The sequence below is a fragment of the Sporomusa termitida genome (assembly GCF_007641255.1).
GTDB lineage: Bacteria > Bacillota > Negativicutes > Sporomusales > Sporomusaceae > Sporomusa > Sporomusa termitida.
Window position 1 is genome coordinate 1,149,887 of record NZ_CP036259.1, and the last position, 15,339, is coordinate 1,165,225.

Here is a 15,339-nt window from a genome sequence, read left to right on the forward strand (position 1 = left end):
AGAGGGGAGCAACATGAGTATTGTTTTAACAGACATAATGAAAATATATCCTATGGGCGATACGGCTGTGCAGGCTTTGGCCGGGGTGACATTAACCATTAAAGCCGGTGAATTCGCCGCCATTATCGGTCCGTCCGGATCAGGCAAGTCCACCCTGATGAATATTATCGGCTGTCTGGACCGGCCCAGCAGCGGTTCATACCGGCTGGCAGCTGTGGAAGTGGCCGCAATGACCGATGATCAACTGGCTGCGGCCCGTAACCGGCAAATCGGGTTTGTGTTTCAGAATTTCAATCTCTTGTCACGGATCCCGGCCTTGCAGAATGTGGCGCTGCCCCTGGTCTATGCCGGGGCCGATAAGCATACCCGGCTGGCCCGGGCTGCACAGAATCTGGCCGAGGTTGGTTTGGGCGAGCGTAGCCATCACCGGCCTAATGAGCTGTCCGGCGGGCAGCGGCAACGAGTGGCCATTGCCCGGGCGCTGATCAATGACCCCCCGATCCTGATTGCCGATGAACCCACAGGCAACCTTGATTCAAAATCAAGCCGGGAAATTATGGAGATTTTCTGCCGGCTCAACCAGCAAGGCCGCACCGTGATTATGGTGACCCATGAGCCGGAGATTGCTGCCTATGCCCGGCGGGTTATCCAGGTACGGGACGGTAAAATCCTTACAGACGAGGTTAAACAGGGGGTGGGAGCATGTTCTGGGAAAGTGTCTTCATTGCATTAGACGGGCTCAAGACCAATAAGCTGCGCACTGCGCTTACCATGCTGGGCATCATTATCGGGGTTGGGGCTGTGATTGCGATGGTATCGGTCGGCTTAGGGGTACAGCAGAAGGTGCAAAACTCAATTGCCGGTCTGGGCAGCAACCTGCTGATTGTTATGCCTGGTGCTAATTCTCCCTCCGGTGGTGTACGTCTGGCGGCCGGGTCGAATATTACGCTGACAAAACAGGATGCCCAGGCCATTGCCCGGGAGATTGCCGGTGTTAATTATGTGGCACCGTCTGTCAGCCAGCAGTTTCAGATCATCTACGGCAATCAAAACTGGAAAAGCACTATCCAGGGAACGACCCAGGATTTCCTGCAGATTCGGAATTTTACGGTAGACACCGGTTCTTTTTTTAGTACCAGTGATGAAAACACGCGGGCCCGGGTGGCCGTGCTTGGCCAGACGGTAGCCACGAATTTATTTGGCGGCGCCAGTCCGGTGGGCAAGACAGTGCGGATTGGCACGGCTCCGTTCCGGGTGATCGGCGTGCTGGCCGGCAAAGGTCAGTCTTCGATGGGGCAGGATCAGGACGACATCGTCCTGGTGCCTCTGACCACTGCCCAGGACCGGCTGCTTGGCCAGGCCTATCTCAACAATATCAGCATTCAGGTCGAAAACGATAAAATAATGGATAAGGTGCAGGCCGATATTACTGCCTTGTTAAGGGCCCGCCACCGTCTGGCGGCAAATGTTGAAAACGATTTTTCCGTGCGCAACCTGACTGCCCTGATGACGACCATGCAGGAAACCACCGGTACAATTACTCTGTTTCTCGGCGCTGTTGCCGCCATTTCGCTGGTGGTCGGCGGCATTGGGATTATGAATATTATGCTGGTTTCCGTAACCGAACGGACCCGGGAAATCGGCATCAGAAAAGCATTAGGGGCGACCTATAGAAACATACTCCTGCAGTTCATCATCGAAGCCATCGCCATTGGCGTTACCGGCGGCCTGATCGGCATCACCCTGGGCATTGCCGGGGCCCGGCTGATATCGCTGGTGGCCGGCTGGAATACTGTCATATCGGGGGCGGCCATCCTGGCAGCTTTTGGCGTTTCCGTGTTTATCGGCCTGTTTTTTGGTATCTACCCGGCCCGCAAAGCTGCCTTGCTGGACCCGATTGAGGCCCTCCGGTATGAATGAAATAAATGAGCACAAGCAAGGCAGACGGTACAAGCTAATAAATCTTAGGCGCAAAACACTCAATCCCTGGCAGTTAAAAAGACTGCCGGGGATTTTTTTGCTTTTGATTCACTAAATAAAATCTAAACATTTTTTTGCGAAAATATTGTTGAAAAAAGTTTTTAAACGTCTCAACAAACTAAGTCAACCATAAGGAGGAAAACATATGAGCACAACTTCAGTTTCAAACTATTGGAAAACGCCGACTACCACCGCGGCCGACACTACCAGCACCACCGGAACAAGTTCACTGGATTTTAACGATTTCGTCGAGCTGCTGGCAACAGAACTCAGATACCAGGACCCGCAGGATCCGGTAAGCAGTACCGAATATGTGGCTCAGCTGGCCCAATTTGGAACATTGGACAAGCTTAATACAATTGGTAACAGCGTGGATGCCTACCAAGCCTACGGCTTAATTGGCAAGTCTGTTACCTATGCGACAACCGATGCCGCCGGCGCGGCCGCAAGCGCCACCGGGACAGTGGATTCAGTTTCGATCAAAAGCGGCACTGCCTATCTGAATATTGGCAGCATGCAAATCACACTTAGCTCGGTTTCCCAGGTTGCTGAGGCAAGCAGCTAAGCCGCCTGTTAACCCCGGCAGAATTTATAAAAAATTCAAGGCTTTGATCTAAGGGCTGAAAAAAATCTATACCCTAAAGGGTACAGGCGGCTTGGCCGGCGTCCTAAAGGGCTTGGCATAAGCCAAGTTTTTCTAAAATTGCGGGCAAGGAATCAGCTGGACTCCGGGCGCGGGAGGCTGATATCTATTTCTGAACGACTGATGAAATAGAATTTTGGGAGGCAATGTATTTATGATGACTTCGATTTATTCGGGGGTTTCCGGTCTTAAAGCGCAACAGACGAAACTGGACGTGATTGGCAACAATATCTCGAATGTGAGTACGATCGGCTACAAATCACAAACAGTAAGTTTTGCCGATTTGTTAAGCCAGACAATTAGTGGCTCCACTGCAGCCAATGCGGCCACCGGTACCAGCGGCACCAATGCCAAGCAGATTGGTACCGGGGTAAGCGTCGCGTCGGTAGCGACCAATATAACCACAGGCAGCACCCAGTCTACAGGCAACTCCAGCGATGTTTCCATCAGCGGCAGCGGCTATTTTATCGTCCAGGGCGGCGGCAGCGGTGAGTACCAGTTTACCCGGGCCGGCAATTTCGGGGTAGATGCCAGCGGCAATCTGACCGTAAACGGGTATACAATCTGCGGCTGGCTGGATTGTACGCAAAATGCTGACGGCACTTATACCTACAATACCCAGACCGACGTGGAGCCAATCAATATATTCGCAGACAGTTATACCGGCAATAAAAAGATCAGCGCGCCGGCGGCCACGTCGACAGCTGCCGTCAGCGGCAGCGTAAACTCCGGCGCCGATGCCCAGGCCGCGGCGGCAACAACCGGCAGCTCGGCCAATGCCACCCTTAACGCAACCGGGCTGACAGCGGTAACTGATGACGCCGGCACCACCTTTGCCGGCACTATTACGGTGAACGGCACCAGTGTCACCATTACTGCCGGCGACACGGTACAAACCATTATTGATAATATTAATGCCGCCGGGGCCGGCGTTACCGCTGCCTGGAATGCCGGCGACGGCGCCAACGGCTATATTCAGCTGACCTCCACTGCTGCCGGCAGCACGGCCGCCATTGAATTAGGCGGCACCAATGCCACCTTGGCCAAGCTGTTCGGGGCTATTGACGGCACGACCGACACAACCAGCACCAGTGTGGCGGCAGCCGGCACCGACTATGACAGCAGCAATCCGGACGCAACGACGACGCTGCAGGTATATGATGCCTTGGGGAATAGCTATGATGTGCAGGTAAATTTGTATAAATCGCAGGTTGCCACCTCGGATGGCCAATCGGTAACAACCTGGCATTGGGAAGCGGACTCAGCCGATTCAGGGCTGAATTTAAGCAACAGCAGCGGTACGATCGCCTTTGACGGCAGTGGCAAGATCGTGGACAATGATACCTACGATACCTCGTTTACCCTTAACCTGACGCCAACAAACGGCGCGGCGGCCTCCACCGTTACCCTGGATTTGTCCAAAGTGGCATCTTATGCCACCAGCAGCAGCGACAGCCTGACTAATACTACCGACGGTTATGCTTCCGGTACGCTGGAGGATTTTACTATCGGCAGCGACGGAATTATCTACGGGACTTACAGTAACGGCCAGACCGAGCCGCTGGGCATGATTGCCCTGGCCAGTTTCTCTAATCCGGCCGGGCTGGAGAAGATTGGCGGCAGTTTATATGTTGCCAGCAATAATTCAGGTAATTTTACCGGTGGTGTGGTGGCGGGGACCAATGGTACCGGCGCCTTGAGCGCCGGTACGCTGGAGATGTCCAATGTGGATTTATCAGAACAATTCAGTGAGATGATGATTACCCAGCGGGCCTATCAGGCCAACAGTAAAATAATCAGTGCGGCCGACGAGTGTCTGAAAGCTGCCATTAATATGGTCGGTTAGCCATGGGGTCAACATTTGGCGGTTATAGCATCGCCCTTACGGGCATGAGAGTGAACCAGGCGGCATTAACAGTCACCAGCCATAATATAGCCAATGTGGATACTGCCGGTTATTCCCGGCAGGCAATAGCCCTGACCGAGACTGTCAACGACCCGGCCGGCAGCAATTCGGCCGGCACCGGGGCGACTGTGGCCGAGGTAAAGCGGGCCCGCAGCCAGTTGCTGGATAATACCTATCGTCAGCAGAATACGACAGTCGAGTATTGGTCAAGCAAAAGCGGCACACTGGACTATCTCCAGGAAATTCTGGATGAGTTCGCTATCAGTGATGCGTCTGATGAGGACGCGTCTGCCGACGGCCTGCAGCAGACTATCCAGAATTTCTTTGACAGCTGGGATAATCTGGCTTCAGATCCCAGCAGTGTCAGCACCCGTCAGTCAGTAGTGGAAAATGCTGCTTCCCTGCTGGACACCCTCAGCCAGATTGACGAACAGCTGCAGTCATTGCAGGCCGATGCGCTTACGGCAGCCGGGGATATAGTTGATGAAATCAATGGGATTGCCGGTCAGATATCAGCCTTGAATTTACTAATTGCCAAAGCCGAAGCCAACAGCGGCGAAGCCGGCGATCTAAGAGATCAGCGCGATGACCTCCTGGATCAGTTATCAGCCTATACGAATTTCAGTTCTCAGGAAGCAGGCAGCGGCATGGTAGCTGTCTTTATTGGCGGGGTAGCGCTGGTAAGCGGAACGAAGGCCAACAGTTTAAGCATCAGCGGCGACGGTTCGACCGCGAATCCTTTGCAGGTAACCTGGACAAACACGCAAACCACGGCGAAAATTGCCGGCGGCTCTTTGCTGGCTTGTCTGGAAGAAGCCGATCAAAGCGGGTTTTCTGCAATCAGTGATACTGATAATTATAACTTTACCGCCACGGCAACCAGTTCAATCAGTACGCTGCGGCAGGGGTTAAATGACCTGATCACCACGATTGCCGGCAAAATCAACTCACTCCACAGTGCCGGCACTGATCTTGAGGGCAATACCGGCCTCGATTTCTTTGTCGTTGTGGATGCCGGTCAGCCTCTGAGTATCAGCAACATCCAGGTTAATCCGGAAATAGCGGCCAATAGCAATAAACTTGCTGCCGGTTCAACCGATGCTGCCGGCGATAATACGGTTGCCAACGCCATCAGCAGTTTGCTTGATGAAAAGATTTTTCAATATAATGGCTTATCGCAGGATCTTACCGGTTTTTATCAATCAATCATTGCCTGGGTGGGCACTGCGGGCAGCAATGCAACAAACGCCTATGATGTATATTCCACGTTGGCAACCCAGGCTGATAACCAGAGACTGTCAATCTCATCGGCTTCACTTGATGAGGAAATGTCTAATATGATTAAGTATCAAACTGCCTATAGCGCAGCCTCACGGGTATTAAGCACGATTGACAACCTGATCGGCGATTTGATTGAAGAATTAGGATGACAGGGGGTGGGGGAATGGCATCGACATTCGCCGGACTAAGTATTTCCACGCGGGGATTGTTCACAAGCGCAGCGGCGCTGGCGGTTACCAGCAATAATATGAGTAATGCCAATACTACGGGGTATTCCCGGCAGGTAGTCAATCAACAGGCCGTAGGGCCTGCTGCCGTTTACAACGGCAACTATGTCGGCGCCGGTTCTGAGGTAACCTCGGTTACACATATCCGTAACTTCCGGCTTGACCAGAAATACTGGCGGGAAACCGGACAGCTGGGCGAGCTGCAGACTAAATCAGATATGTTAAGCCAGATTGAAGCGGTTATGGGGGCCACGGATGACAGCTCACTTAGTGCGGTCATGGAGGATTTTTATGCGGCCATGGAGGACCTGGCCTCAGACCCGACCAGTGCGGCAACCCGGGCGGCCATGAAAGAGGCCGGTGTGGCTGTCTGCGAATATCTGAATACAGTATCCTCCCAGTTATCTCAGCTTAAGGAGGATATCAACTCTGAGGTGAAGACCGGAGTCGATCAAATAAACGCTTATGCTACCCAAATCGCCGAGTTAAATGCAAAAATCCGGGTAGCGGCCGCAGCCGGTTCTTCGACCAACGAACTGGAGGACCAGCGGACACTGCTTATTGACCAGCTGTCCGGTTTAGCCGATGTTGAGGTCACACAAACTGTTGTTGGCACCCTGCCTAATGGGGCGGACGATGTCAAATTCTCGGTTGCCATAAGCGGAATCACTCTGGTCAGCAATGACCAGGCCAAGCAACTGGAATGCTACGAGAACGGGGCTGGTATGTATAGTATCCGGTGGCAGGACACCGGCGCAGATTTTGCGCCGGAAGGCGGTCTGCTAAAGGCTTGTTTTGATTTAAGGGATGGCGATGGTACCGGCTCCCAGTATAAGGGAATCAGCTATTACAGTAATCTCCTGGACCAATTCGCCGGCACCTTTGCCGCAGCTTTCAATGCTGCCCATAGCAGCGGCTATGGCCTGGACGGTTCGACCGGTGTTGCGTTTTTTGCCGCCAGTGAATCGGCAGCCGGCATTACGGCGGCGAACATCTCCGTAGCGGCGGCGGTACTGGCCGATACTAATAAAATTGCGGCTGCTTCCGCGGCCGATGGTGGCACCGATAATAATGAAAACATGAATGCGTTGATTAAATTATGTGAAGAATCCAAGCTGTTTGGCAACAGTACGGCGGAAGATTTTATTAATTCTATCGTTTCGACACTGGGAACAGCCAGCCAGCACGCCCAGACGATGACCAATAAACAGAGCTCCTTTGTCACAAATATTGATACCCGCCGGGCGTCGGTAGCCGGTGTTTCCCTTAACGAGGAAACGGCTAATCTGACTAAATATGAGGCGGCCTATAACGCCTCGGCGCAGATGATTGCTGTTTGGCAGGAAATCTATCAAACGACCATCAGCATGGTTAATACCGAGTAAGGGAGGAGGACTATTGTGCGTATTACTAACATAATGATGACTGACGCTTCTGTACGGAGTATCAATAAAAATATGGAGCGGCTGAGCAAAGCGCAGGCGCAGGTATCGACACAATCCAAGATCCAGCAGCCGTCCGACGATCCGGTGGTGGCCTCACGGGCCATCCGCTATCGCAGCTATGTTGCCAGGGTCGAGCAATTTCAGGAAAACGTGAATAATGTTACCTCCTGGCAGAAGGTGACTGACAGTGCTTTGAGTGACCTTAGTGATACGATTGTGCAGCAGTTGAAGGAACTGGTGGTTAAAGCTGCTTCAACCGGTACGCTTAACAGCTCTGATCTGAGCGCCATCAAAGAAGAGGTCACCCAGCTGCAGCAGTCGGCGGTAGATGCGTTAAATACCACCTACGGCGGGCGCTATGTTTTTGGCGGCTATGCTACCGATGTGGCGCCATATTCATTGGACAGTGATAATAATGTGCTGTTCAAGGGCCAGCTGGTCAGCGATTTCACCGATAACGGCGAAGAGCAGGCCATCAAAGCCAATATTGGCTATGGCAGTGCCGTCAGCATCAATGTGGAAGGCCAGGCTGTAACCGGTACCGGCGACAGCAATCTGTTCGCGACCTTTGCCAAGGTGTTGGCCGGGCTTGACAGTGGCGACGGCGAGGCTCTAACAAGCTGTCTTGATGATATTGAAGCAAATCTGGACACAATTCTGGCAGCGCAGGCGGATCTGGGGGCCCGTATGAACTATGTGAGCATGGTGGGGGACCGGCTTGCTAATGACTATACAACCTATAAGGAGATAATGAGCAGTAATGAGGATGTTGATATAGCCGCAGCCAGTGCCGAATCGGCGACAGCTCAGGTTGTATACGAAGCATCTTTGTCTGTCGGTGTCAAAGTAATGAGTAAATCGCTGCTGGATTATCTGGCGTAGATCTGGCAGCTAAAGGAGGAGGGAGTTACATGGCCAGTTCCAGCGGAACAGTCACGACAACCACCGTCAATGGCACGACCAGGCTTACCGGGCTGTCATCCGGCATTGACGTGGATTCTATCGTTGAACAGCTTATGGCTGCTGAGAAAACGAAATTAAACCGGCTTAATCAGCAGGCCCAGTTAATTGAATGGAAACAAGAAGCCTACCGCGATGTAATCAGTGATATCCAGACCTTTGCCAATACCTACTTCAATGTGACTTCGAGCAGCAGTATTATGCGGAAGAGTACCTTCCAGGCCTTTTCCGTCAGCAGCAGCAGCAGCGCGGTTACTGCTGCTTATAGCAGTGATGCGGTTGCGGGCTCGCACACCATCAGCGTCAGCCAGCTGGCTACGGCGGCAGCCAAGCAGACCAGCGGCCGCCTGTCCAAGGACATTGAGGGGACGGCGCAAGCCAGCTTCACGGCGGCAGCCGGAAAAAGTTTCGTTATGACTGTCGACGGCACTGACTACACGATTGTCCTGGCGGACACTGTCACTGATGTCGACGGGCTGCAGGCCGCCGTCGATACGGCTGTCGGCGGCGGCAAAGTGGCAGTCGGGGCTGACAGTGACGGTGTCCTTACGATCGCTGCGGCTGACGATAGCGGTGTCCAGTCCATAAGTATCAGTGATGCCGACAGTGACAGCGCGTTGAGCGATTTGGGCCTGACCGCCGGGGCCGCGAACCGGATTGATACCGCAAGCACACTGGCCGAAATGGCCGCCGCGATGGCCGGCAGTTTCGACTTTGACAGCGATGGGCAGGTTGCTCTGACCATTAATGGGGTTAGTTTTGCTTTTGACCAGGATGTGACGCTGGCGGCAATGCTGACAGAAATCAATGACAGCGACGCCGGCGTTACCATGAAATATGACGCACTTGCCGATCAACTGGTGCTGACGGCGGATAAGACCGGGGCTGGCAACACGCTGGCGGTTACCGAGACCGGCAGCAGTTTTTTGACGGCCGCCCTGGGCCGGGAAACCGTAGCCGGGGTGGATGCCAAGCTGACCGTGGACGGCGTCAGTCTGACCCGCAGTTCGAATACAGTTACTGTGGACGGTATTACCTATACTTTGAACAAGGAAACCACGGAAGAAGCCACTGTCAGTGTGGCCCAGGACGTCGATACTGTTTACAATAATATTACCAGTTTTGTCGATGCCTATAATGAGTTGATCAGTTCCCTGAACAGCCTGCTGTCAGAAGCCTATGATTCTGATTATCCGCCGCTGACCGAAGACCAAAAGGCGGAAATGTCGGAGGACGAAATAGCAAGCTGGGAGAAAAAGGCCAAGGTAGGATTATTGACCGGGGATACAACCCTGCGCAGTTTTCTGAGCAATATGCGCAATGCGATTATTGACTCTGTTGCCGGGCTTGCCACCAGTATTACCAGTATTGGCATTACCACAGGCACCTATGACGAGAAGGGGAAGCTGTACATTGACGAAGACACGCTAAAGGAGGCTATCCAGAGTAACCCGGAAGGTGTTATGACGTTGTTCACGCAGACTTCTGCCAGCTATCCCGGCACTACCTCGGTGCGTAAGCTCAATGCCGGTGCCCGGGCTGTACGTGCCAGTGAAGAGGGGATCGCTTACCGCATCTACGATATCCTGCAGGATAATATTTCCACAATCAGCGACCGTAATGGCAATAAAGGGTTGCTGCTGGTAAAGGCCGGGACGGAAAATGACACATCGGCCAGCGACAACATGCTTACCGAGCAGCTGGAAGCGCTGCAGAAGCGGATTACTAAGGAAGAAAACAGACTGGACGATAAAGAAGACCAGCTTTATGCGCAGTATACCACACTGGAAACATATATCAGCACCATGAATGCCCAGCTGTCGGCTCTGTCTTCGTATCTTTCGTCCTGACAGGAGGTGACCTGATGCTTTACAGAGATAGTAAAGAGCTTTTAGGCAGGAAACTCACGATTATCAGAAAGCTTAATACCAATACGGCAACGCAAAGCCGTTTTGTCCGCAGGCGGGAGCTAAGGGGGCTGAACCGCCTGCTCAGAGAACGGGCAGTTTTGATCGATGAACTTGTTACTGTCAACGCTAAGCTGCAAGGTGATAAACATTGCCAATACTCCGCTGAATTGCAAGCAATGGCTGCTGCCATCGAAAAGGAGCAAAAAGCGGCCCTGACTGCTTGTGATCAGGTTCTCCGGGAAGCGCTGGTCGAGCATCGGCAGATTGCGGCGGAACTCAATAACATCAAGGTACTGCGTCAGGCCAAAGGCCGCTATCTTCAGCAGTGGACGGTAATGGCGGCAGGGGCCAATTTTAATGCCAGAGGCTGAACAAAAATCTCACTTCGACTCGAAGTGAGATTTTTGTTCCCCCAGTGGTCGCAGGAAAAACTCCCCGCTTCTAAGGAAGGGGGAGTTTTTTTCCTATTCCTGTTGTTATTGCAGGAGAGACAATACTTGCTGGGGCAGCTGGTTGGCCTGCGCCAGCATGGCGGTGGCAGCCTGGTTGAGGGTGCTCAGTTTGGTATACTCCGCCATCTCGGAAGCCATATCAACATCACGAATGCGGGATTCGGCCGAAGTCAGGTTTTCGCTGGAGGTCGTCAGGTTGTTGATGGTGTGCTCCAGACGGTTCTGCACGGCGCCCAGTTTGGAGCGCTCAGCGGATACGGTGCTGGTAGCGGCATCAATAACACTAATGGCGGCTGTTGCTTTGTCGGCACTGGAGACGTCAAGGGCGTACTCGGTATTGGTGTCTGAAGTCCCGTCAGTTACTTCCGATACGGCTTTATAGGTAGCGGTTACATCATTGCCGTCATTGTCTTTTACCGTAACGCTGCTGCCGGAGGCTGTCGAAGACACCAGCAGGGCCTGGGAACGCATGTCATTAATGCTGAGGGACATGGTTTGGCCGGTGTTGGCACCGATCTGGAAGGTTGCCTTGAAGGCCTCCTGCACGCCGCCGTCTTTAACGGTAATGCTGTTGCCGGCTTCACCCAGAGAATCGCTGCCGGCGGTAATGACCAGCTTGCTGGCGGTAGTGGCGTCCTGGCTCAGGACAACACCGTCAATTTTAGTACCTACCTGGGCCACGATGTTTTTCACAAGCTCATCGGCTTTGTCGGTATACGAGCCGGCCGCGAGTGCGGTGCTGATATTAACGCCAATGGCGCTGCCGGTGTAGGCGCCGTCATCGGCATTGTAGAATTCAATCTGAGTGCCGTTGATGGTCAGGCCTGTCCCCACCAGGGCCTTAATGTTGGCATCGGTTGTAGCTGCATCAGTCTCTTCCAGGGAAGTGAAATCAATGGCTTTCGTTGCCTGGGTATAGGTGGTGGTGCCGACACTGGCGGTGGCACCAGTCAAAGCGATAGTACCGCTTGCAGTGGCGGCGGCAATATTGCCTTTGGCGCCGTCCAGCGTGCCGCCATCATCAGTTTTCACCGCAGTAATGGCTACAGCGTCGCCTGTAACTGTGACGGTGTAATTGCCTTTCAGCGTGCTGTTGGCGTTAATCATTTCCTGTAAAGCGCTGCCTAAGCCGGCTGCGGTAGTTGCGGCAGTAGGCGTCCCGTCAATAGCCACACTGGCGCTGTTGGCAGTCACCTCATAGCCGGTATTGTCGGCAGTGCCGGAGCCGCTGGCTGTAAAGGTAACTTTCAACGACTCACCGTTAATGGTAAATGTGGCGGTATCGCCGGCAGCAGCAGCGGTTCCAACTGTAGCTGTCTGGGTTGCCTGCGTATAGTCGGTTTTACCGGCAGTGTTACCGGTTCCCACGCCCAATGTTCCGTCAGTAACCAGCTTGGTGGCTGTTAGATTTGTCTGGCCGTCCCCTTTTAGCAGGTTTTTGGTATTAAATTCGGTTGTATTGCCAATCCGGTTCAGCTCTGAGGTTAACTGGGTCATTTCATCCTGCACGGCAGTGCGGTCATCATCGGTTAAGGTGTCGGTGGAAGCCTGAACCGCCAGTTCGCGCATCCGCTGGAGGATACTGGTGGATTCGTCCAGGGCGCCTTCTGCGGTTTGCACTAAGGAAATCGCATCCTGGGCGTTGGCGCTGGCCTGATCGAGACCGCGGATCTGGCCGCGCATTTTTTCGGAGATGGCCAGGCCGGCGGCATCGTCGGCGGCACTGTTAATGCGGTAGCCGGAGGACAGTTTCTCCAGGGACGAGTTCATGAGACCGTTGTTTTTGTTTAACTGATTGTAGGTGTTCAGAGCGGACAGATTGGTGTTGATTACCATTCCCATAATAAATTCCTCCTTGAATTTTGCGTGTTAGCATCCGTGCCGTTTTCGCAACGGGTAAAGCTGGATTCACTCCTTTCCTGCTTGTCTGTTAATTAAATCGCCCCCGTTTATTTAGCAAATGTTTATTAAGCTGTTAGAAAAGTATTAAGAAACAGAAATACAGCTTCCCGGCCAAAAATAAGAAGCCACCGGCGTGTTACCGGTGGCCTGGCATTATGGTTCGTGATAATGACTGTTGCCGGCTAATGCGCAGCACCAGCCCCTTTATCCTTGGCATATAGAGAATACCCGACCCCCCAGATTGTTTTTAGATTAGATATGTTGAGTTTTTTGCGTAGGTAATGAATATACAGATTTACGGTTGTAAATTCAGCTTCCGAGTAATAGCCCCAGACTTTTTGGATAATCTGCTCTTTGGTCACTACCCGGTCATAATTGCGGATTAAGAGCTCCAGCAGCTGGGATTCCTTGAGGGTGAGCTGAATGATCTCGCCGGCTTTGCTTACCTGGCAGCGCATCGGGTTGAGCACCAGGTCACCGGCAGCCAATACGTTTTCGGTCAGTTCCTTACCGCGGCGGCGGGCGAGGGCCTGCAGCCTGGCCAGTAATTCCACGGAAAAGAAGGGCTTGATTAAGTAGTCGTCGGCCCCGGCATTTAAGCCTTCGGCCCGGTCATCAGGCGAATCCTTGGCCGTTAGAAAAAGCACCGGTGTGTCATGGCCCAGACTGCGGAATTCCCGCAGGACGGCCAGGCCGTCCTGATAAGGCAGCATCCGGTCCAGGATAATAATGTCATAGACGCCCGTGCAGGCCATATCGATCCCGGTCTGGCCATCCAAAGCGGCATCGACCACATAGCCGTTTCTTTTCAATAAATGTGATAATGAGTCGACTAATCTACTCTCATCCTCTACTAGCAGCAGTTTCATCCCAAACATCCTTTTTAATGCCACAACCTTGTGAATGATTATCCGTCCGTGGATGTTTTTTAACCCCATCAGAATTATAAAAATTCGATGCTATATCTAAGCGATAAGAAAAAGCTTTACCCTAACGGACCCCGCGGCCTGAAGGGCTTGGCATCAGCCGTACGAGGCCTCGGCAATGTCGGTATCCTGCAAGGAATACCCAATACCCCGCAGGGTCTTGATACCCGGGATATTTAATTTTTTCCGCAGATAATGAATGTACAGGTCAACATTGGCCCGGGTTGCCGGGGAGGAGAGGCCCCAGATTTTTTTTACTATATACTCCTTGGTAACCACCTGGCGGTAATTACGCATTAACAACTCCAGCAGCATTGTTTCCTTGGCGGTCAGCTGAAAGGTGGCGGCGCCCTTAATGACTTCACCCCGCTGAGGGTCTAAGGTGAAGCCGGCGGCACAGAGTGTTGTTCCCAGGAGCTTCCGGTCTTTGCGGCGGGCCAGGGCCCGCAGTCTTGCCAGCAATTCTTCGCCGGTAAAGGGTTTGGTCAGGTAATCATCGGCACCGGCATCCAGGCCGGCGATGCGATCGGCGGCAGTAGACTTGGCTGTTAAGAACAGGACTGGAGTTTCATGGCCTTGACTGCGAAACTCTTTTAATAAGGTCAGATCATCCTTGCGGGGGAGGATTCTCTCCAGGATGATCAGGTCATAACTGCCCGTGCCGGCCATTGCGGCGCCCCTGTCGCCATTAGGGGCAGAATTGACCTGGAACCCGTTTTTACATAATAAACAGGATAAGGCGGCAACCAACTGCCCTTGGTCATGTACCAGCAGCAATTTCATATACGACTTCCTTTACGCCACAACCATGTGAAAAATTTTCCGTCCCTGGATACTTTTCCTAAGTCTATTCTGGCAGATATTTATTGGAATTTTGTTTGGTTTACTGAATGTCTCTGTTTAAAGTTAATAAACTGTTAATATTTACGGGGGTTATGGCGGCTTGTCAGGGCAAATAAATAAATGGGGCCAGCCTAAGCGAGCCCCAAAGAAAAAGCGACGACGCAGCCCGGCAGTAGCCGGGGCGTCTCGCTGTTAACAATAAAATAAACAATACTTATCAGAGGGAAAGCCGGCGACCAAAGGCGGGACCGCCTTCCCGGGCCGCTTTACTGTAGCCGGCATCGTTGGTGCCGGCCAGGTTGAGGATATGATCGACTCTGGCAAAAATGTAGCGGTTAAAAGCCTGGATTAACATCCTTGTTAGCATAACCCGGTCCTCCTGTCCGGCCCCGGGCCGGTAGCGCCCGCCCGCCGCCTGGCGCCTGCGGCCCGGCCGGCAGAGTGGCGGCCGGCGTCGGGGTCCGGTAGCGCAGACCGTTGGCTTGAGCCGGGTTCTATATATATACCCCCTATTGGGCTGGGGCAGAGGCTGCAGGGCAGCCCTGCCGTCAGCTTTTTACAGGGGGAAATCAAAAAGCGCATGCGAGGTTTTTTACCCTACACATGCGCTTGGCTTTGATGTCTGCTATATCCTCATCAATCCCAACAAACCGGACCTGCCCGGCAGGTCCAGCAAGGGCGCAAACCGGCCAGCCCAAATGGCTGCCTTGCTGCCGGCAATTGGCGATCAGGAGAGGCTGAATGTTTTGCTGCGTCCAGTCGCACTCACAGCCGGAGCCTGCCGGCAACGTCCTTCCTTTTATACCCGGCTCCCCGCTTGTCTTGCGGCAGAAGCGCGGTGTATAATAGTAACGTCGTCGTGGA

General features: G+C 53.1%; 13 protein-coding genes. 9 read left to right on the forward strand and 4 right to left on the reverse strand.

Going from position 1 to position 15,339, the window contains the following annotated elements; translation table 11 throughout:
- Window positions 1-13 precede the first annotated feature (13 nt).
- The 9 genes from SPTER_RS05145 (at window position 14) to SPTER_RS05185 (ending at window position 10,723) form a co-directional block, all read left to right on the forward strand.
- Complete coding sequence (locus SPTER_RS05145; RefSeq protein WP_144349344.1) at window positions 14-733, forward strand: ABC transporter ATP-binding protein; 720 nt, start codon at window positions 14-16, stop codon at window positions 731-733.
- Window positions 703-1,920 (forward strand): ABC transporter permease, encoded by a 1,218-nt coding sequence (locus SPTER_RS05150; RefSeq protein WP_144349345.1) that lies wholly within the window; start codon window positions 703-705, stop codon window positions 1,918-1,920. The genes SPTER_RS05145 and SPTER_RS05150 overlap by 31 nt, the downstream gene beginning before the upstream one ends.
- Before the next feature lie 205 nt (window positions 1,921-2,125).
- Entirely contained in the window at window positions 2,126-2,545 is a 420-nt protein-coding gene (locus SPTER_RS05155) for a flagellar hook capping FlgD N-terminal domain-containing protein (RefSeq protein WP_144349346.1), read from the forward strand.
- A 232-nt stretch (window positions 2,546-2,777) separates the two neighbouring features.
- Complete coding sequence (locus SPTER_RS05160) at window positions 2,778-4,469, forward strand: flagellar hook protein FlgE (protein ID WP_144349347.1); 1,692 nt, start codon at window positions 2,778-2,780, stop codon at window positions 4,467-4,469.
- Between the two features lie 44 nt (window positions 4,470-4,513).
- On the forward strand, window positions 4,514-5,959 hold the full coding sequence (gene flgK / locus SPTER_RS05165) for a flagellar hook-associated protein FlgK (protein WP_246105490.1): 1,446 nt from the start codon (window positions 4,514-4,516) through the stop codon (window positions 5,957-5,959).
- 14 nt (window positions 5,960-5,973) lie between these two features.
- Window positions 5,974-7,422: a flagellar hook-associated protein FlgK gene (flgK, locus tag SPTER_RS05170; protein ID WP_170233154.1), complete on the forward strand. Its 1,449-nt coding sequence runs from the start codon at window positions 5,974-5,976 to the stop codon at window positions 7,420-7,422.
- A gap of 15 nt (window positions 7,423-7,437) precedes the next feature.
- Window positions 7,438-8,364, forward strand: a complete 927-nt coding sequence (gene flgL, locus SPTER_RS05175) for a flagellar hook-associated protein FlgL (RefSeq protein WP_144349350.1) — start codon at window positions 7,438-7,440, stop codon at window positions 8,362-8,364.
- A gap of 29 nt (window positions 8,365-8,393) precedes the next feature.
- Window positions 8,394-10,292, forward strand: a complete 1,899-nt coding sequence (gene fliD, locus SPTER_RS05180; RefSeq protein WP_144349351.1) for a flagellar filament capping protein FliD — start codon at window positions 8,394-8,396, stop codon at window positions 10,290-10,292.
- Window positions 10,293-10,306: 14 nt separating this feature from the next.
- Window positions 10,307-10,723, forward strand: coding sequence for a hypothetical protein (locus SPTER_RS05185; RefSeq protein ID WP_144349352.1), 417 nt, complete (start codon window positions 10,307-10,309; stop codon window positions 10,721-10,723).
- Between the two features lie 105 nt (window positions 10,724-10,828).
- Here the strand turns inward: SPTER_RS05185 and SPTER_RS25595 are convergent, their stop codons facing one another.
- The 4 genes from SPTER_RS25595 to SPTER_RS24565 all read right to left on the reverse strand — a co-directional run bounded on the left by SPTER_RS25595 (window position 10,829) and on the right by SPTER_RS24565 (window position 14,842).
- Window positions 10,829-12,646 carry a flagellin N-terminal helical domain-containing protein gene (locus tag SPTER_RS25595; RefSeq protein WP_281289500.1) on the reverse strand — a complete coding sequence of 606 codons (1,818 nt, stop codon included), beginning with the start codon at window positions 12,644-12,646 and terminating at the stop codon, window positions 10,829-10,831.
- A gap of 242 nt (window positions 12,647-12,888) precedes the next feature.
- Entirely contained in the window at window positions 12,889-13,575 is a 687-nt protein-coding gene (locus SPTER_RS05195; protein ID WP_144349353.1) for a response regulator transcription factor, read from the reverse strand.
- Window positions 13,576-13,728: 153 nt separating this feature from the next.
- Complete coding sequence (locus SPTER_RS05200; protein ID WP_144349354.1) at window positions 13,729-14,415, reverse strand: response regulator transcription factor; 687 nt, start codon at window positions 14,413-14,415, stop codon at window positions 13,729-13,731.
- Between the two features lie 277 nt (window positions 14,416-14,692).
- Complete coding sequence (locus SPTER_RS24565; protein ID WP_170233155.1) at window positions 14,693-14,842, reverse strand: hypothetical protein; 150 nt, start codon at window positions 14,840-14,842, stop codon at window positions 14,693-14,695.
- Window positions 14,843-15,339 lie beyond the last annotated feature (497 nt).